This is a genomic window from Petrotoga sp. HWHPT.55.6.3 (assembly GCF_002895495.1).
Classification (GTDB): domain Bacteria; phylum Thermotogota; class Thermotogae; order Petrotogales; family Petrotogaceae; genus Petrotoga; species Petrotoga mobilis.
On the sequence record NZ_AZRJ01000001.1, the window covers coordinates 62,648 to 82,743 of the forward strand.

19 protein-coding genes are annotated in these 20,096 nt (G+C 31.3%); 1 reads left to right on the forward strand and 18 read right to left on the reverse strand.

Translation table 11 applies throughout. The features are described from left to right. Positions 1 to 12: 12 nt before the first annotated feature. From X926_RS00290 to X926_RS10105, 6 genes are all read right to left on the reverse strand, one after another. A complete protein-coding gene (locus tag X926_RS00290; RefSeq protein WP_103064510.1) occupies positions 13 to 2,301 on the reverse strand; it encodes a methyl-accepting chemotaxis protein in 2,289 nt (762 codons plus the stop codon). A 72-nt stretch (positions 2,302 to 2,373) separates the two neighbouring features. Further along, the gene (locus X926_RS00295) at positions 2,374 to 2,730 is read right to left on the reverse strand and encodes a hypothetical protein (protein ID WP_041534120.1); all 357 of its coding nucleotides are present in this window, start codon (positions 2,728 to 2,730) and stop codon (positions 2,374 to 2,376) included. Between the two features lie 17 nt (positions 2,731 to 2,747). After that, complete coding sequence (lepA, locus tag X926_RS00300) at positions 2,748 to 4,568, reverse strand: translation elongation factor 4 (protein WP_103064511.1); 1,821 nt, start codon at positions 4,566 to 4,568, stop codon at positions 2,748 to 2,750. 60 nt (positions 4,569 to 4,628) lie between these two features. Further along, positions 4,629 to 6,200 (reverse strand): dynamin family protein, encoded by a 1,572-nt coding sequence (locus X926_RS00305; protein WP_103064512.1) that lies wholly within the window; start codon positions 6,198 to 6,200, stop codon positions 4,629 to 4,631. A gap of 147 nt (positions 6,201 to 6,347) precedes the next feature. Then, complete coding sequence (locus tag X926_RS00310; RefSeq protein ID WP_103064513.1) at positions 6,348 to 6,938, reverse strand: hypothetical protein; 591 nt, start codon at positions 6,936 to 6,938, stop codon at positions 6,348 to 6,350. A 167-nt stretch (positions 6,939 to 7,105) separates the two neighbouring features. Further along, positions 7,106 to 7,246: a hypothetical protein gene (locus tag X926_RS10105; protein WP_158245157.1), complete on the reverse strand. Its 141-nt coding sequence runs from the start codon at positions 7,244 to 7,246 to the stop codon at positions 7,106 to 7,108. Between the two features lie 130 nt (positions 7,247 to 7,376). Here X926_RS10105 and X926_RS00315 point away from each other — a divergent pair, with 130 nt between their 5' ends. Further along, a complete protein-coding gene (locus tag X926_RS00315; RefSeq protein WP_103064514.1) occupies positions 7,377 to 8,627 on the forward strand; it encodes a hypothetical protein in 1,251 nt (416 codons plus the stop codon). Positions 8,628 to 8,691: 64 nt separating this feature from the next. Here X926_RS00315 and X926_RS00320 read toward each other — a convergent pair whose 3' ends face one another. From X926_RS00320 to X926_RS00375, 12 genes are all read right to left on the reverse strand, one after another. Next, positions 8,692 to 9,003, reverse strand: coding sequence for a hypothetical protein (locus X926_RS00320; protein ID WP_103064515.1), 312 nt, complete (start codon positions 9,001 to 9,003; stop codon positions 8,692 to 8,694). After that, on the reverse strand, positions 9,000 to 9,878 hold the full coding sequence (locus tag X926_RS00325; protein WP_103064516.1) for an RAMP superfamily CRISPR-associated protein: 879 nt from the start codon (positions 9,876 to 9,878) through the stop codon (positions 9,000 to 9,002). The genes X926_RS00320 and X926_RS00325 overlap by 4 nt, the downstream gene beginning before the upstream one ends. Continuing rightward, positions 9,878 to 10,228 carry a hypothetical protein gene (locus tag X926_RS00330; RefSeq protein WP_103064517.1) on the reverse strand — a complete coding sequence of 117 codons (351 nt, stop codon included), beginning with the start codon at positions 10,226 to 10,228 and terminating at the stop codon, positions 9,878 to 9,880. Before X926_RS00330 ends, X926_RS00325 begins: the two co-directional genes overlap by 1 nt. 4 nt (positions 10,229 to 10,232) lie before the next feature. Continuing rightward, entirely contained in the window at positions 10,233 to 11,123 is an 891-nt protein-coding gene (locus tag X926_RS00335) for an RAMP superfamily CRISPR-associated protein (RefSeq protein ID WP_103064518.1), read from the reverse strand. Next, entirely contained in the window at positions 11,116 to 11,895 is a 780-nt protein-coding gene (gene csx7, locus X926_RS00340; protein WP_103064519.1) for a CRISPR-associated RAMP protein Csx7, read from the reverse strand. Before csx7 ends, X926_RS00335 begins: the two co-directional genes overlap by 8 nt. A gap of 6 nt (positions 11,896 to 11,901) precedes the next feature. After that, the gene (locus X926_RS00345; protein ID WP_103064520.1) at positions 11,902 to 12,327 is read right to left on the reverse strand and encodes a hypothetical protein; all 426 of its coding nucleotides are present in this window, start codon (positions 12,325 to 12,327) and stop codon (positions 11,902 to 11,904) included. After that, positions 12,327 to 13,910 carry an RAMP superfamily CRISPR-associated protein gene (locus X926_RS00350; RefSeq protein ID WP_103064521.1) on the reverse strand — a complete coding sequence of 528 codons (1,584 nt, stop codon included), beginning with the start codon at positions 13,908 to 13,910 and terminating at the stop codon, positions 12,327 to 12,329. Before X926_RS00350 ends, X926_RS00345 begins: the two co-directional genes overlap by 1 nt. Beyond that, entirely contained in the window at positions 13,888 to 15,492 is a 1,605-nt protein-coding gene (locus X926_RS00355) for a hypothetical protein (protein WP_103064522.1), read from the reverse strand. The genes X926_RS00350 and X926_RS00355 overlap by 23 nt, the downstream gene beginning before the upstream one ends. 71 nt (positions 15,493 to 15,563) lie before the next feature. Next, positions 15,564 to 16,691, reverse strand: coding sequence for a putative CRISPR-associated protein (locus X926_RS00360; protein ID WP_103064523.1), 1,128 nt, complete (start codon positions 16,689 to 16,691; stop codon positions 15,564 to 15,566). A gap of 48 nt (positions 16,692 to 16,739) precedes the next feature. Then, positions 16,740 to 17,144: a hypothetical protein gene (locus X926_RS00365; RefSeq protein ID WP_103064524.1), complete on the reverse strand. Its 405-nt coding sequence runs from the start codon at positions 17,142 to 17,144 to the stop codon at positions 16,740 to 16,742. A gap of 38 nt (positions 17,145 to 17,182) precedes the next feature. Beyond that, positions 17,183 to 17,743 carry a hypothetical protein gene (locus X926_RS00370; protein ID WP_103064525.1) on the reverse strand — a complete coding sequence of 187 codons (561 nt, stop codon included), beginning with the start codon at positions 17,741 to 17,743 and terminating at the stop codon, positions 17,183 to 17,185. A 214-nt stretch (positions 17,744 to 17,957) separates the two neighbouring features. Further along, positions 17,958 to 19,889, reverse strand: a complete 1,932-nt coding sequence (locus tag X926_RS00375; RefSeq protein ID WP_123821435.1) for a DNA/RNA helicase domain-containing protein — start codon at positions 19,887 to 19,889, stop codon at positions 17,958 to 17,960. Positions 19,890 to 20,096 lie beyond the last annotated feature (207 nt).

Consider the following 20,096-nt stretch of genomic DNA (forward strand, 5'->3'; position numbering starts at 1 on the left):
ATAGAGACATTTTTATTTCAGTTTAGTTATCATATTTTGTAGGCTTTTTTCCAAGTCACTTGAAATCCTTTTTACTTCAGAAAGCAATGCTTGTTTATCTTCTCTTGTTCCAAGTTCTTCAGCTTTTTTATGCAATTGGGAATGTAATCTTAAGAGCTGTGCCCAATCATCAGCTAGTTCTTTTTCGATATGAAATGTTTTTGAAAAAATACCGAAACTACATCTATCTGGATTACTTTCTAAATCAATATTAGGATCCTTTAACTTCTTTTCAAATAAATCAACCCAATTTTGATGAGCTTTTATAGCTTTTTCAAACTCTTTTATTTTCTCCTCGTTATTGTATAAACTAAAAGTTGATACAGTTTCTATAAGTGCATTAAGTCCAGTAAAAACATGCTCTGAAACATTAACTAAATTTTCACTATCTTTGGATAGAATATCCGTATCTTTAGTAATACCCTCGACACTATTTCTTATTTGATCGACCATTTTTGAAACAGAATTCATGTTTGAACTTATTTCTTCTGCTGTAGCAGTTGTTTCTTCAGTATTGGCAGAGAAATTTTCAATTATTTCGTTCATTTCTGATATTCTTGAATTCATCTCTTCAAACTGTCCCAATACATTTTGAGACTCATCCTCTGTTTTTTCTATGAGATTTGATGTTTCTTTATTGGAAAGATTTGTTTTTTGAGATATTACAATTAGATCAGTTATTATTTTTGCTATGTTTTCTGTGGCTTCTTTACTTTCTTCTGCAAGTTTTCGTATTTCATCCGCTACTACAGCAAAGCCTCTTCCAGCTTCGCCAGCTCTAGCTGCTTCTATGGCAGCATTCAAAGCTAATAAATTGGTCTGTTCAGTTATACTATCTATTGTGTTTATTATTTCTTTTATTTCTTCAGAATTTTTGGATAGGATTTCTGAATTTTTCATTGATTCTTCAGCTTTTTTTACAGCTTCGAACAACATTTCGTTCATTCTTTCAATATTTTTTACTCCTTCATCTGAACTTTGGTGTATTCCATTTGATATTTCGTTTAGATTTTGTGCTGATTTTGCCTGATTATCGTTTGCAGTGGTTAAATCTTCAATACTTTGACGTACCTCATGAATTCTCTCATCTGTATCTTGTGAATTGTAATTGATGTCTTTTGTTTTTTGACTAGTGTTATCCAAATGCTCTTTAGAAATTTGTGAAGATCTCGCAAGATTGGCACTTAAAATTCCAAAGTCTTGAGAGATTTGAGTTATTCTCATCATTGAATTTTTGAGCTTATTCACTGCTTCTTTGATTGAGTTAGCTATTATCTCAAATTCACTATCTAAATTCATGTCAGAAAAGTCCAAAACCAAATTACCATTTGAAAAATCGTTTACTTTATTTTTCAAATAATTAACTTCTTTAACTAGTTTTCTTGATATAAGTAGAGTAACTAAAATAATTATAATCAAAATAGCAGAACTGATAATTATAGAATAAAATATCCCGTTGTTATTGTTAGAGATAATTTCACTGTAATCTATTTTTGTCCCGACATATCCTATTACTTTATTACTAAAATCTACTAGGGGGAACATGGCCATTAAATAATTATCTTTTATATCGTAGAAAAAATCATTTCCGGATTTTATTGATTCTACATTGTTGGTGAATAAAGAAAGATCATATTTATTTGATTCAAAAATTTCTACTTCACCACTTAAGTCATTATCGAAAATTTTAAGGACAGAGTCTCCGTCAATTTTCTCTAAGAGTTCCTTGTTTATTGATAAACCCAATTCTGCTGTACCTTGAAATTCATTATTATAATACACTGGAGCTACATATCTAAAACCTAATCCAGCTCTTCCAATTTCAGGGCCTGAAGTAGGTTCTTTTGTTTTGTTTACCTGATTTATTGTTTCCCTGAAAGAACTCAAATCATCACCGTATTGTCCTGTGTCATGTAATCTCAAAAAAGTAACAGAGTTTTTGTGAAATTGAAATTGCTCAATATTATTTTCCCTTAGCGTGTTCCAAATCGGAAGGGTCAGTTCTTGAAGCTTTTGTCGATCATTCTCTGCAAAAGCTTTTGCAATCTCTTCATTTGCCAAAATAGAATCTAAAGTTCTTTTTAAAGAGTTTTCAAGGTTTTTTAACTCGCTTAAGTAACTATAATTTATCTGTTCTACAAAGTTTTCGTTTTGAAAATCATAAACCTTGCCTTGATAAAAAATAGATACAAGAATTATACTTATAACCCCGACTATTACTATTACTGGAACGAAAAAGTTTAACTTTGTTCTAATTTTCATATGTGTTCCCCCCTATATAATTTGTGGGACGGGAAACTTAAAAAATGATACTATAAATCTGACCTTATGATTTTACCCTTCTCGATTGTGATTTGCGTGTAAACTTCGCACCTTCTTTCTCAAAAATCTATCCGTATCAAAGAAGAACCTGAAAAGAGCCCAAATGAATATAAAAAAGATACATAATGTAACCCACAACATTTCAACTTCTCCCATGGCTCCAAAAATACCTGTACCTCTTATACCAGTGATGATAAACGCTAGCAGCCACTCTTTACTCAAAAGAGCTACAATGGTTATAGCAAAAAGAATCCACGGTTGGTTAATAACCAAAGAAAACACAAATAAAGAAGCCAAACCGGCAATCCATAGGATTATTCTGTAGATATTTCGACCTTTACTTTTACTCTCTTTTAAATCTCCTGCCAACTCTGACACCTCCAAATTTATTCTTCATCTTCGTTAACCTTCAACAAAGCCAGGAAGGCCTCTTGAGGAATATTGACTTTACCAATCTCTCTCATCCTTTTTTTACCTTCTTTTTGCTTTTCTAGCAATTTCATCTTTCTGGTCACATCTCCACCATAACACTTCTGAAGGACATCTTTTCTTAAGGCTTTAATAGTGGATCTTGCGATTATCTTACCCTTGCAATATGCTTGGATAGGTATCTCGAATTGATGCCTGGGAATTAAATCTCTTAATTTATCCACTAATTTTCTTGCAAGTGTATAGCTTTGACTGTCATGAACAACGTAAGATAAGGCGTCAACTTTCTCTCTATTTATTAAAATTTCTAACTTCACTAAATTAGACTCTTTGTACCCTGTTATCTCGTAATCCATAGAGGCGTAACCCTTACTGATAGCCTTCATTTTATCGAAGAAATCGAAGATCAAATCAGCCAAAGGAATTTCAAAATGCAAAACCACCCTATTTTTACCTGCATTTGATACATGAGAAAAATTACCTCTTTTTTCGACTTGAGCAAGATTTATCAAATCTCCCATATAATCAGGTGGCGTGATAATATCCAACTTGCAAAAAGGTTCGTAAACTTTTTCTATCAAATCTTCATCTGGAAACTCTGAAGGATTTGTAATTTCTATTTCTTCCCCATTTCTTAGCTTGGCTTTGTAAATTACACTAGGAACAGTGAGTATAACGGCGAGTTCAAACTCCCTTTGTAAACGTTCTTTAACCACTTCCATGTGAAGTAAGCCTAAAAAACCTACTCTAAAACCATATCCCATAGCGGGAGAACTTTCGGGTGTGAATACAAGAGAAGCATCGTTCAATTTCAACTTTTCAAGAGCCTTTCTTAACTCCTCATAATACTCTGGCAAACCTGGATAAAGTCCCGCATAAACCATCGGTTTTACTTCTTTGTATCCAGGAAGGGGTTTTTCTATGGGATTCAGTGCATCAGTAATCGTATCTCCTACTCTTGCCTGCTCAATATCTTTTATTCCAGCCACAATATAACCTATTTCTCCAGCGGACAGATCCTCTGTTTCTATCATCTCAGGGTGAAAAATCCCGACCTCGATAACTTCATAGGTCGCATTAGAAGCCATTAATTTAATCTTATCGCCTTTTTTTACCTTACCACCAAATATCCTACAATAAACGATGATACCTTTGTACTTATCATACTTAGCATCGAATACTAGACCTTTCAACTTGTCTGAAGTATTGCCTTTGCTAAGAGGAGAAGGGACCTTTTGAATAATCAATTCAAGTAAATCTGTAACGCCCTCTCCAGTTTTAGCACTAATAGGGATTATTGAGTCAGCTTCAATACCAACCAAATCATTTATCTCCAACATCGTTTCATCGATATTTGCAGTGGGAAGATCTATTTTGTTTATTGCACCAATGATCTCCAAATTGTTTTCCATGGCTAAATACGTGTTAGTAACGGTTTGAGCCTGAACACCTTGTGTGGCATCGACCAGTAAAATAGCACCTTCACATGCTGCCAAACTTCTCGAAACTTCATAGGTAAAATCAATATGCCCAGGAGTGTCCAAAATATTCAGCTCATATTCATTTCCATCCTTTCCAGTATAAAAAACCTTGACCGGATGTGATTTTATAGTAATTCCTTTCTCTCTTTCAAGGTCCATTGAATCTAAATACTGTTCTCTCATATTTCTTTCGTCTATCGAATGTGTCAATTCCAGTATTCTATCCATCAAGGTTGTTTTTCCATGATCAATATGTGCAATTATTGCTATATTTCTAATAAAATTGGGATCAAACAAAAAAGAAAGCACCTCCACAAACCTAAAAATATAGAAATATTATATCATAAAAAAGATAATCTAAAAAGATTTACTATTAAGAGACGACTCTATATCTTCCAATTGCCTTGAGTATCCATCAATTCTTTCTTTTAGATCTTTGAAATGTTCTAGCTTATTTATCTCCTTTTTAAATGCCTCGTAGTTTTCAAACATACTTGTTTGCATTTTTACCTGTAAGCTATTTAAAAAAGATTCAACATTAGATTTAAGTGTATTTTCTAAAGCCTTCATTTGATTAGAAATTTCATTATCCAATCTTTTTTGAACACTTCTTGAGATGTATAACCTGTTCAACAGATTTTTGTTTTTAAACGTTACTGTTTTAAAGGTTCTATCTAAAATTTTGTTGATTTCTTTTTCTAAATCATTGGAAAAAATAATAAACTCTTTATCAACATCCAACTTTAACTTTTCCCTTAAGAAAGGATCGATTCCTAATCTATCTACAACTTCCTTCTTATCAAAAAATCTATTTATTCTGCTCTTTTCTTCATCAGTAATGTTTAAAATCTCTCTGGTTATTCTATCGTTCAGGGTTTTTGATACTTCTTTTTTGAATTGAGAAATCTCATACTCGATATTTTCTTTCACTTTTTTCTGCGTCTTATAAAAGTTTAAGATTGAATCTTTCAAATCAGTTAACTTATTCAAGTAATAATTTTTTATAGCATCATTAATTGAATCAAACCTAATATTAAAAAAAGAATGATTCTCTCCCAAAAATGCATTAAGGGTTTCATAATATCTCTCAAGAACTTCCAATTCATCGATTTTTTCGTTCAAAATGTTGCTATTTTGGTCAACGGAAAATCTAATCTTACCTATAATTGTTTTCAATTTCATTCTTTTCTTGTCATGACTACCTATTTCGTTAAAAATATAATCTCTAACCTGTTGGAACCCACTATCAGGTTTAGATTCAATTTCTAGCTTAGCTGAAGTTAAAAAGATTTTGGGATCTTTCAAATCTATTTTGTTGCATCTATTTATAAGCTCTTTTTTAGCCATTTCTATCTCTTCTTGTGAAGCTCTATCCTTCTGGGAGAGAATAAAGATGACATCTTTTTTCAAATCCTTGATGATCTTTTCGATCAACTCCCAATCGCTTTTTGTATATATATTTTTCGAGTCGAAAACAAACATTATCAGATTGCTATTTTCTAAAAAATCTCTGGTAATCTTTTCATGTTTCTCCATTATTGTGTCCGTTCCTGGGGTGTCTATTATCTCTATTCCTTCCAAAGAATCCAAATCTTTGTAGATTGTAACCATATCACCTCTTGTTTCAACGTTCCCTTGACCCTTTCGAACGATTGTTATTTTGGAAGTCTGAGGTCCTGGTCCAACCTCGAAGATACTCTCTTCTCCTTCTTTAATTCCAAGTAAAGCGTTTAAAAAACTACTTTTACCAGCTTTAACTTTACCTACAACCACAAAATTGAAAAGTGTTTCGAATTCGCTTTTCACTTCCTCAATTTTATCTTTAATCAAAAAAGAATTCCCATTGATAAGGTCTAAATAATCGTTCAACAAGGCTTTTAACTTAGATTCTTCTTTCTTGAATTTATCGCTAACTAAGGGTATTCCCATAGAACACCACCTCTCATTTTTGAATCCGGTTTTATCAATTATATAATATTTATTATCGATTTTTTGCTTTTTAACACATGTCTGTCGATCCCCTGGGTTTTTCACCCTATTGGAGGTCGACAGACAATTGAAAAAAACTAAAATGCCCTAAAAATCATCATCATCATCATCAATAAGATCTTCAAAAGTTAGATCTTCAAGATCTTGGTAATCTTCATTGATGTCATATACAACTGGTGTATCAGAAATATAACCTCCATCCTCAAGTTCTGCCTCAAGGTCCCAATTATATTCTAAATTATTTTCTTTGTAAAACTCATAAGTTAAACGATTGAAAATATTCCAATATGCGTAGCTTTTAATTTCTTTAGGTAGAGTGTCAAAAAAATTAGGGTCTTCAAAATCTTTGAAAGTCTTAACATATTCTTTTAAATACTCTTGATTCTCATACTCTTCAAATAGGTCTTTTAACTCTTCTTCTTTTAAATTGTGAATAATATTTTTAAAGTCATAATCTTTGGCATCAAAACGACCTATATAAATAGCTTTTCCAGATGATACTTCACTGGCTATTGTTTCAGTAGAAGGTGAATTGACTATATACGCTTTACCGTTTTCATCAAGGATAACATCAACAATTCCTTCGTTGGTATTGAACGCTTCATCAATAGCCCATTCTACTTGAATTCTTAAATCATCTTTATATTCTTCTATCAAACTTTTCCACTTTTCATCCATGTTAATACCTCCTCACATAGGTTTTTTTACTCTTTGGAAATTCTCAACCAACTTTAAAAAAATTCCTAGAATTCCTTTGAAAATTACTTTATTTCTGAAGTGACTATCAAAAATTAATAAGCTTACTTTTTAGAGTTTAAATAATTAAGTTTATAAATTAGTTTATCCTATTTATCATCATTGCGAGAAAATAAATAAACAATACCGACTATAATTAGTAATATAAGAATAAGAGGTCCGAAACTTCGAATTATTGCACCTAATATTGTAAAAATCACCATCAACTCTATAATTGTTCCGGTTATCATATTCAATTCTCCTTTTTATTTTATTTTATTTTTACTCTCAACGGTAGTAGAGTCTTTGGTTAATTGTTTGCATTAATGTGAATAAATATAATATAATTACAGTATAAAAAAACGAAAGGAAGGGTCTTTCATGGATATGTCAGAATATGATAAATTAAATAACTATGAATTGTCTCAAGTAATAAAAAGGTTGAGGACGGAGAACCAACTTGATGAAGCTGAGAAAATAGGGAAAAGACGCCTAGAGCAATATACACATGAATCAAAAAATAATGATAAAAGCATTAATTTCGTAAAAAATCAATATTCTTGGGTACTATATTACAAATATTTTAAAAATAATCCTAATTTTCATGTTAAATACTACAAACAATTAAAAGAACTTTTAGAAATGTACAAAGACGGTACTGATAAATATTCTTCGTATTCAAGAACGGTAGATTTACTCGTAAAAAACGTTAAAAATAGCCAAATCTCATTGGATCAAAAAATTTACTATTTATCCTTGGTTAATCCTGACAACCTAGACAACGAAATTAGGCCGAACGAAAAGAATCCTGAGAAAAAGCCTTTGGATTCTATTTTAGCTAGTTATGTTAGTTATACTGCAAAACTTTTACATGTAAAAGATCTCAATAGGTTTCTTAGCTTTTATGAAAAAACCGAATCAAAAAAACCAAACTTTGCAAATAGTCAAAATAAATATTGGCATATGAGTAAATATTACCACGCAAAGGCTCTTCGTGGGGATCTAGAAGAAGCTATAACTTGGCTTAAAATTCTCAGAAACGAGTTAAAAAATGGAATTATAGATCAATACATTGCTGAAGCATTGAAAAAGAAAGACAAGAAAAAAGCTCTGTGGTATTATATAAAATCTGTTAAAACGGATGGAAATCTTAATATTTTGTACAGATCTTTCTGGTATATTTCAAATCTTTTGAGAGAGCTGGGTGAGGTAGAAGATTCGAAATTATTTTACTTTTATTTTAAAAAAGTAATGGACAAATACGGTTACAAATTTACGGACAATTTTGTAATTCAAGAGTTTGAAAAGGAAGTTCTCAATGTTTCAAATAAAGAGGTAAAGAAAAAGATCGACAAATACTTTTATGAACTTATGCCTAAAGAAGAAGGAACAATTAAGATATACTTTAAAGATAGAGGCTTTGGCTTCATTACATCAAAAAACAACATTGAATTTTATTTTAAATCTAATAATTTCATAAATTTGAAAGATACTTCAGAGATCATAGCCCATAAAAAAATTACTTTTTTACCGGAGGTAAAGCTTAATTTTGATCCAAAGAAAAATCAGGAATTTTCATATTTTGCTGAATACGTTGAGTTGATAAATACAAAAGCTGAACCTAATACATAAAAAATAGTCAAAGAAAAATAGTCTGTTGAGGCCCCAACGGGGTTCCAACAGACTTTATTTAAGATTAACTTTTAGATTTGAAATATGTTAATTCTCGAGCAAGATATCCTAAAAAACTTAAGAGTTCTTCTTTAGTGTACTTGGCTTTTCTTTCTTTAACAACATCTTTAAGCATTTTGAAGGCTGATCGGTCTCTAATGATATGTTTATCTACTTTATTTTCATTGATAGCTAAAAATTCATCAACGTCATAATTTTTAATAAAATTTATGTTGCCTTTTATAGTGTTGATAAATCCGTTAAGATCATCTATTTTTACTGCGAAATTATCGGCGATTCTCTGGGCATCCTTTATTATCGCTTTTTTGTCTGTCATTTGCCATCACTTCTTTTTGAGTCTTCTATTATTTGATTAAGATTTTCTTTGTTCGCTTCACTCATATTTTTAAGATATGCATTACCGCATGAATATATGAATTGGGCTAACTCTTTTTCTGCGTAAACTTTTCTTGTGTTTTTGAATGATTTATTCGGTTGAATTAACTTTAAAGGAGTAAAACGTACCGATCCCATATCTAAGTTTTTACCCCTTCCAATTTTGAGATCAAACATATATTTGGGAACAATTCCCGTCGCCAAAAACAACAATCCCATTTCAACCTTTGTCAGTCCTTTGATGAGTATTTCAAAATCCAAGTACGTTTTAGTGGGCAAAACCTCAAATAGAACTTTGTGATCCAAATCTTCGTGATCATTGTGGCTGTACAAACGGATCGATGGGTAGCGATTTTCAAGTTTTTGATTCCATTGTTGCTTTCCATCAATAATTTTTGTTTTTGCTTTTTTTTCATCAATTATTATATCGTTGAAGAGAAGCCTTGAAGAATAATCCATACTTCCTGTAATTGAATTAACTAAATCCACCTTGTTAGAGTTGTTTTTGTTTTCTTCATCGTATGACTCGCTTAAAGCCTGCATGTATGTTTTTATAGCCCCTTTTAGTTGGGAACCAGGCAGAACAATTTTTCCACCCTCTCTTTGCAATAAGTAAGTAGGTTTCTCATTTTGAAATTTAAACAAGTTTTGGGTGAAACACAGAGGCTTGTGTGTCTTTATGTATCCGATTAAGGTTCCATAGAATAATTTGGGATCTTTGTATATATCAGAATGTTTTACCGTCGTTGCTACAGGGGCTGACGGTTCTTTTCTATGCACATAGTAGTACCCTTTTGGAGAATCGTAGTCTTGCATTAATCATCATCTCCTTGTATATAACCCATCCTAAAATAAACAGGAAAATTGTCCTTTTTTACGCCATTGACTTTTGTTTTGGGTAAGTTTTTAATCTTGGGATTTAAGCATAGTTCCTCTTTTGGTTCTATACCTTCCAGATCAGAAATTTCTTCACCGTGGTTGTAGATGTAGTCAAATTCTTTTGCAAATGCTCTAAAGTAAAAATCTTTGTAGTTTGTGGTTTTTAACTTATCAAAGATTTCCTTTGCTTCTTCAACAGTCAACTTTAAATAAACGAATTCTTTGTAATCATTGTAGATCACTTCGCATTTTAGCTTTTTATCAAAGTTATCAAAGATTATATTCATCTTATCACCAACTTTCGGGTAGTTTTGTCAACATTTGATCAAAGTAACTTTTAATTTCATCTTTGTTGGTAATCTTGATTTTTAAACCTATTAAATCATCTTCCTTTTCAGCATTTTGGAAGTTGAATTCAACGTTTTTGTTCATAAAGCGACCATTTTCAAATGTAGTGAAAGTTATGGCATTTTTAGTTGTAGAATATATCTCCAACGATTGGATTTCAACATCTAACTTTCCTAATCCTCTAGATTTTTTACCACCAACTTTAACAAACCCATCATTTATATTGTTTATCGTTTTGTAGAACATCAAAACCTGCCAAATTTCAGGATTTTTTAGAAGTACATTACCATAAAAATTCCCACCGTTTAATACTTCAAAGTCGTATAACGCACCTCCTACAGTGCTTCCTGTAAACCTGTCAATCTTAATTCCGTTTCTTACAAAAGTGTATTCTTCTATTTCTTTTATTTTCCTTGATTTTTCGTCATCCCCATCATCACCTTCGAAAGGGAAGAAGTCTTCAAATCTCACAACGGAAGCCATTTTCATGTTTCCAAACATTTTACATGCATGACATACCTTAGGGTATATTTCTTCGGATTTTTGAAAATTTTTTATTTCCTGCTTACCTCCACAATCTTTATTTGTATCTACAGTAAATTCACAAGCTTCTTTCTCCATAGATTTAAGTAATGCCTCTGCATCCGCTCTAAAAACCCCTTTTAAAGAACTTCCAGGTATGTAGACAGTCCTTCCCCAAGGTGTGTTTAGCCTTACAAATTGTGCATCGGTAGCTACTGGACTTATATCTATGTCACCAGAACCTATGTGAAAACCACTTTTGGGGGTTATCTTGAGATGGAATATATGAAAATTTCTTATCGTTTTAAACATTTTTTTCACCAGCTTTTGATAAATAATCTAAAGTTGCCTTTTTTATTTCTTCTATTCTAGTGGGATCTAACGGTTGGGGCTCGAATCTACCCTGAGTGATATCTTCTAAATCTATGGAGCTAATTTTATAATTAAATTTTAGCTTACCTAAGCCTACTGATTTTTTACCTCCAAATCTTACAAGTCCGTTGTTCACCATATCAATGAGAAATAGAATGTATCCAACTTGATAATCTTCTACGTTTTCCATCAAAATGTCAGTTTTAAAAGTTGTTCCGACAGATACGATCTCGTAATCATATTTGGCCTTGTCTGCAGTTATTTCGGTGTCTCTTCTGATCTTTATACCATCTCTATTTTCTATGTTTTGCCGATTTTGATCTGCTATCGCATCACTGAAAAAAACCCTAGAAGAAAAAGAGTTAGAACCAAAAAGATTGCAAACTTCGCAAATGTTTTTTTCTATGTGGGCAAACCATTCATTTTCAGTTTTATATTTCTTCCTTTCCTTTTGATCGATGCATGGTTTACCATTTTCTTCTTCACAAACGTTGATATTTTTGAATTTTAGTATTTGCTCTAAGGTTGATCTAAAAACACCTTTCAAAGTTGAACCTGGTATCACAGCGTTCCCTTGTGAATCTTTTAGTACGCTGTTATCGACTTCTAATGGGGATAAACCTTCCTCACCTGATCCCACATGTATTGGTGTTTGGGCGATGATTTCTACATTGACATAGTACTTATTCACAAATTTATCAAAAGCTAACATTTAAAATCATCTCCTTTTCCCGTATTCATTAGTCTTGTTGGGGGGAAAATTCTTTTTATTAGGATAATTGTTGTTTGCGGGGGATTTCTGATTATTTCGATTATGATTTATCTCATCGAGATATTTTTTATACCTCGCCATGTAACCAAAGAATAACCCCAAGGCTTTGAGGTACATTTCATCTGATTTAAATCTCTTTTCTATTTCATTTAGTTTATCTAAAACAATCATTAAATAAGTTTTTTCATCATTATTTGAAGCTCTTCCAATTTGGTAGTGTAGATAATTTAAAAATTCCTCTTTACAATCTGATTTAATTGCGGTAGCTGCGTATTTTCTAATCTGCGTATTTTTTGGAGCTTTTTTGCCATGCTCATCCATCAGTTTCTTCATCTCATTTATGAGATACGTTTTTTCTTCTCCTGACAACATTATTTAACACCTCCAACGGTATTCAATTTTGAATAATCTACTACCAAAAAACTTCCAAACCCGCTTCCTGTTCTGTGCCCCAAACCATCTAAAAACATTTGCCAAATTTCTTCTATACAATTTTCATTCTCAGATTCCAAAATGATTACCGATCCTGCTTTTAATGTTTCATAGAAAGTTTTAGTGTTGTTTGTTCCAGTATTCCATGAGGAAAAAGTGTCTTTTCGATAAATAGTTTGATTTACCTCAAAACCGCTAAATAGATCTTTTAACTCTTTACCAACAGGAACTATTAGATCAGATGTGAGTAATAGTGGAATATATGTCCTCTCAGATTTTATATGTCTTTTTACACTTTCTGTGAAACTTTTTATATTTTTTTCGAATTGCTCTTTTAGATTATGTAAGGGGATTATTTTTGCCTTCATTTTTCCAAAACCCCTAGTTTTTGAATTTCCAACGGAGATGCTATCGATCCTGGCAATCATTTCTATATATTCCTTATTTGAGGATCTTATTATCCCAACCATTTTTTCGAAGTGTTCGGTGATGTAACTTCGTAACTGTCCTGCTTTAGTGGCTCTTGTTTGCCTGGAAACTGCAGTTTGAGTATACTGTTTGGTATCTGATTCAACATTAATTATTGAATTGTTGAAATAATCGAGGTAACCCCCAACATTTTCAAGTCTTTCCCCATCAGTCGACATATCTTCTAAAGACAGTAAATTTCTACCTATGTTTATATTGTTTTCGACCATTTTTGCCAAAGCCAAATCGAAGATGCCTGTATCAGTACTCTTGTACTTTCTTTTCATAGTGGTGGATGGAGATGGAGCCATTACCTTATCTCCTTTGGAAGGAACTACTGTTGGAAATTTTACTTCTTCGTTTAGAATTATCTTTTCAAATAAAGGATCATTGGAAATTATTTGAGCGTAAGCCCCTCTAATTGTTTCACCGTAGATAATTTTTGATGATTTGTACATGTAGTTTTTTGATCTCTCTTTTATAGCTAAAAAAGGTTCTAATGGTTCTAAAACAAGAAGTGCGTAATTTTCAAAATCTGTACTTACTTCGACTTTTGAGTTACTATCTTGATATTCAAAGGAAATATCAACCAATCCATAACCTGCTGATTTCATCCCACCGATTTTCTTAACCATTTTTGTCAATCCATCCAATAACTCTTTTTCTTTAGCGGTTAATTCACCATCGACATAAATATAACCTTCCAAAATATTACCGTTAGCCAATGCGTTTGTACTAAAAAGCTTGTTGTGAGCATGGGTTTTGGTTTTTCTATTGAGTACTACGTGTGTTTTTTCAATGTATGAGGGATCCTTACAAATTATCTTAGAGAACTGTAATTTCCCTTGCTTTGAACCTTCCATTCCAAAGAGGCTAAATACTTCTTGTTTGTATGGGGTCAATGTATCGGCGGTTTCTCTTAAAGCACCTTTTAATGCAGAGCCTGGTATGTAAGCTGAGTTTATGTCTCTTTTTTGTGATTTGTTCCAGATATTTGAAACTTCTTCAGAAACTAACAAAGGGGACTTTGTTTCAATGGCCACTTTTATTTTCATTTTTCTCCCCCTCTTCAATAAAATTTAAAAGATCTATAGAGCTTAAGACTCTTGTTCTATTTTCTTCTGGAAAAAATATATATGTGTACAATTCCTTTAATCTTTGTTCGTGTTGGACGTTTTTAATATTTTTTACGAAGAAATAATTAATGTTCAACTTAATTACAGGAGAGATTTCATTCATCAACTTCACAACCTTTATTAAAAACTTCTTCTCGTCACTATTTAATTTTTTCAACAACTTTAGATAACTTTTGAAATAACTAATATCCATTCCTTCTGCCATAATTTCTTTAATATCGTTGTTAGGGCTGAAAAACTCCTCACTTTTAACTTCTGTACTATTGTTCCATAATACCCTTGTAGCTATGTAATTTTTCTCTGTTTGACCGTTTTTATAATCATTGTAAAACTTAGACTTAGCTTGCTTCAAAAGATTGCTCGAAGCCTCAAATATCATTTTTAACGGCATACTCTTTTTACAAAAAAGTATAGACCCGCAGTAACTTATGCCGTTTCCTTTGCCATCGATATTCCCGAATTTTTCAGATAGAATTTCATCTAACCTTAAAAATATATCAATTGCTTGCTTTGCTGGAATAAAAAGCATTATGTCGTCTCCACCAAGGATCGGAGCGGCGTACTTGTTTTCCAAATTCTTTTCTTTTATAACTTGTTTAACAGCGCTTTCAGCTGCGTTTTCGATGTTTTCTGATAATGTTATGTATTCTTTGTCAGTTTTTATTCGGGAATAGACTTTTCCTAAGTTGTTACCATCGATGTAGATGACCCCAAGCCAATCCGTCTGATTTTCTTTAACATGCTCTGTGTCAATGTCCAAAAGTGAGTCTGCGAACTTTTCTTTTTTTATTTTTTCTTCTCCTGAGTCTATCTTCTTTTTGCATATTTCACATACTTTCATTGTATTGGATTCGTTAGGATCAGCTGCTCTATGGATAATTTCTGAGGCGGGATAAGTGTTGCAAGCTTCACAGAGGTCAAATTCAGGGGTGATTCTTTTCATCTCCGTACTTTTTGAGTTTTTCTCTTCCCTCATATTTGAGGCTAACAATGAAAATAATTTATAAAAATCTGTCTGTTCCGTGAGGTTGTTGAACTTAAGATTAAACTCTTTTTCTAATTGCGAGGTGTTTAAATCTACTTTTTTTAAACCGTGTATCAATTCTGAAGGATAAAAATCAACCTTTGAAATTGTTAAAAAGCCACCTGGTACAATCTCTTTAAAGCTTTGTCTTAATTCTTCCTCAATTCGTTTAGAATCGTCTTTTAATATTACCGCTAAGCCTGTTCCGCCAACCGCATGAACTACGTAAGAATTTTCTTTGCTTAAGAACTTCTTGACTTTTTCGTCGTAATCTGAGACCATCTTGCTTGCGCCTATAATAGCTTTAAACTCAGAGGAACTGAAGATATAATTCTTGATGCTGTCCACATCGTAAGATAAAACGGTCAGAGGCTTTTGCTTGAAAAAATCGTTGTTCTCGATCCAATCATTTGGTAGATCTGAATAACGATTTTTTAGAATACCATAAATCTTTTCCCTACTGAAAATATCAGGCATGATTCACCTCCTGGATTTTGACATGATTTTTACGTAATTGAGAAAATTATACCACAATTTATACACAATGGTCAAAAATTGTTGTTTATAAACTCTTCTATCTTTTCTTTAGCCAAAAGCATTTCTTCAGCATTTTCCGCCGTTGTTTGGACTCCAAGATACAGTGTACCTTTTTTCGTATTTAAGATTATTTTGATTTCGTCACCAAAGATTTTTACTTGATTACGCTTTCCTGATACTTCTTTTTCGTTACCGCCCTTTACGTAAACTTTCTCTATGAAATCCAGCTTTTTGAATTTGTCCTCTAAATTGTATTCTAAAATTATTTTTTTCGAATGCTCTTCGGAGTTGGAATATTGCATTATAAGATCATTTTTTCTATGTTTTAGGCTTAATTGATTTTTTTTTGTCAGGTTGAAAAATTGTTTAGCAGATTCAATAAAAACTTGTCCCATAGGGCTTAATTCTATGTATTTAACGTTATCGACATCTCCGAAGTTAAACAAAGGCGTTAACCGCTCGTCCAAAACTTTGTACTGATTAGCTATCTCAGGAGTGTATTCAATAAAACCCTCATCGTCAAATTGATCGATAAAATACAAGTAGTCAAGATACAGTTTGTAATCAAGACTTAATGGTAATGGTGGTAGTTTTATTACAGTAGGGAATCTTTCAAATTGATAATAAACTGGTATATTCATTCCTTGACCGAGAGCCAAGGCAAATGCTATTTGAGCCTTGTATCCCCCTGTTGCATTTATAATCGTAGAAGGTCCATGTTCTTTAAGTATTGCAGACATACTTTTAACTAGATTCTTTAAGCCATATCTTTTAAAATCTTCTCTATTTTCATCATCCAGTCTTTCTATCTTCTTAACTTCTACTTTTTCAAACGAAGAGTCTTTTGAATATTTAAAGTATGCTTCTAAAAGCTTACCAACTTTTTCCCCAGTTTTTGTATCAGATACCAAAAAGTACAAATTTTTTCTTTCTTCAATGTATCCTTCTTTTATAATGCTTTCTACAGAGTTAATCTCAGCCCCTAACATCCTTTCATTTTCTTGCTTTATCTTGTTATCTAAAAGTTTATCTGCAAGTTCTTCTAGTCTTTCTGATTCATACAACTTTTTTAGCTCATCGTCTTTACTTATGTTTACATACAAACTAGCTCCAACCGTCGCTATCAAAGTATCAACCATCTTTAAACCCTCCTTTTATGTTAATTTTTTTGCTGCCTAAGGCAATTATTATTCTAAATCATCTAATATTCTGTTAAATATTCTTATTTTTTCAGTATTTGGGAGACTCTTTTCTTGTATTAATGCTTTTGCCAAATCCAATTTTGCAGTATATCTTTTTGTTTTTTCTTTTTCTTTTGTTTCTTGATAGGTTAAATTTTTTATTATCTTTTTTGTTTCATTATTTGATTCATTTATCAATCTTTTTGTTTCTTGACCATAATTAATTCTATCACTTCTTATTTTTTCTCTCAAAACTCTGCTTTCTTCTTTTATCCTTTTCTTTTCATAATTGTATCTCATACCAGATTCTATTGTATCCAACGTATTTTGAATAACATTTATACTTCTTAAAAAGTTCTGATTTTTTGGTTCTATTCTAGTTAATTCACCAATTTTTTTAGATTCTTCCATACAAACTCTCCTTTCATTTTTTATTTATCTTCTATTTTCTATCTTCTTCCTTTTGCTGTGTAATTTCTGTAATACCATTCTCTTCCTCTTTGTCCACATGTTTCTTTTATAAGGATTTTATATTCGTGAGTAATTCTATTATTTTCTTTTACTTTTTCACAGTATTTGATTTTTTCTGAATTTAAATTTCTTATTTCTTCTACTGTCTTTCTATGCATTTGGATTAAGCTATTTTTTTCATCTTCTAGATTTTTGTCAAGATAATCAAGATTGTTAATTCTTTTGTTTAGCACTTTTATTTCATTTGAAATTTGATCAGCTAAACTTTTTAGATTACTTATTTTATTATTTATTAGATTTTTTATTTGATTTAAACTATTTGCTCTTCTTAATGATTGATAATGTTTATCTATTAATATTTTGTAATTAAGTTGGTTATCTATATATCTCTTATATTTTTCTAATTCAATTTTTGCTTGTTGAATTTTTTGATACTCATTTTCAAAAACAGCTTTGTAATTATTTTCCATAACTTCTTGAACAAACATATTAACAATAAACGAACCTGCAAAAATAAATCCATACAAGAAGAAATTCATATAACCACTCCTTTATTTGTATTCATTATATTAGCAGGCAGTTATTAAAATATTAATCATCTTTAGACTTTTGTATGTTTCTAAACGAATTAATCCCCCCAAAGCCCTGCTATAATGTCATCTATATAACCTGTACCTCGGTAAAAAATCTTGCAATATGACTATTTGTTAAGATTATACATGTATGTTACCATATTTATAGTGCTTTGAATTTTTAATTTATTATTTGAGAGACGCCCTTGAGTTTGGGCTTGTAAGATTCAAAAAAATGTTTATAAATTTGCCTGTTTTCTCTATCTAAATCGATGATTATTAGGTTATTTAAAGCCCTTGTCATGCCTGTGTATACCACTTCCTCGTTGTCTTTGGAATCTATTATTAAAAATATAGTATCTACCTCTAGTCCTTTAAAACTATGAGTTGTGCTTAACTTAATCGAATTGTATTTAAAATTAAAATTGTATTTCTTGCTTTTTCGGAATTTATCAAGTTTTATCTTTAATCTTTTTTTAAAGATAGATTTATCGTAATCTTTGATTTGATTTTTTAGATTTTTTACTATTTTCTCGAATGTTTCTTGATCTTCAAAGGTTGTATGTGTGCGTGATTTCTCTTTTTCAACGTAAATTTTTTCCAACCTTCTAAGAATCCAAACCTTTGAACTAAGAATCCCAACATTTTTTGACTTCACGTTTAACAGCTTTAATTCATTGAGTAATATGTTCAGAATTGTATATTCTACATTTGGCTTTTCTCCACCTAAGTAATAATAATTATAATAATAAGAGCCAAAGGGTATTTTTTGGTTTGCATATCCTCCAATTTGTTCGTAAGTGTACTTTTTACTTAAGAATTCTTTCTGAAAACTATTTATTATTTGAATCAATCCATTATTAATTCTGTGCGTATTCTTTAGTTCCTTCCATGACCCCGGAATGTTAGTTTCTGGCTTTTTATCCCGCCCCATCTTTCTTTTATAAATATTTTGCTTTTCATCTGCAAAGAGAACATACTCACCATTTTCTGCTAAAAAACAATTTTTAATTATCTTAAACCAGTCGTATTCAAAATCTTGAGCTTCATCAATGAATATGGCTTGAAACTTTTCAAATTTTTCCTTGTTCTTTTCAAAAAACTTTACATCTTTATATATTTTTTCACTAATTATAGGAAAACAAGTGTTGTTCAGTTGGGAGGTTAAGAACTCATGATAGTTAGTTATTATAAAATCGTTCCATTGAAACTTTTCTGGTATATTATTCATCATTTCTTTTATGTAATTGACTAACGTTATATTGTAAGTAAGTATTAAAACAGGACTATTAGTTCTTTTATAAGCATTTATAGCTCTTTGTGCCATGATTAAAGTTTTCCCTGAACCAGCAACCCCTTTTATTTTTTGAGGCCCAGGTCTGCTTGCGGTAATTGGCAATTGCTCGTCTGAAAAGGAAATTTCCTCTTTGGCGTATTCCATATAATGAAAAAAGGGGTATAAAATCCTTTTGAACTTACCATATAGATCGTCATTAAAATAATTACTCTTAGAGTTTGAATCCAAATAAGAATCTTTCATTACCTTTGAAAAGTAATCTCTATTTAACAGATCTTGAGTAATTATATAACTATATTTGCTTTTCATTATTCCATTTTGCTCTGTGATATATTTGCTAAATTTCTCTTTTATTCTTCTGGTGTTTTCGTTGCTAAAAAATACAGCTGTTTTTACAATCCCATAAATTTTGGGATTTTTAATTGCCTCTTCTGCCAACCCTTCAATGTGCATAGTAAAAATTGTATTTTTATAATTTTCAACTTGTTTAAAAGGAGAGGAAATTGGGGTCAGGTCACTTTTTAAACTCCAACGGGTATCGCTCAAATTATCACTATTTTTGTGATCGTTGGTATTGTTAGGAGGAGTAATGTAGTAATTATCTAAATTCCAGTCTTTAACTTCTATAATTAATACTCCATGCGATTTTTTCATTAATACAATGTCTGGATTATCTCCGTTTATATTTGGTTGAAAAAAGACCTCCAATTCGTTGTCAGGATATGCTTTCAAAAAATTTAGAATCTCCCACTCACCTTTAGTGGGGGGGACTTTCATTTCACTTATTGCATTAATTGCAGGAAAAATTTTAGCCACCAAACTTCAACCCCCTTTCTATGAATTATAAATTTTTGATTACTTTAGACCGTAAATTGACTAATCACCACCTTTTAACTAGATATTTGGTATTTTAAACTACCTTCATGTTATTATGAGGCAGTTATACTGTAATTTTAGTTTTTTATTATTTTATCGGTGTTGTAGAAGCTTTTATCTTTTTTATAGCTAAAAATAAAAAACGCC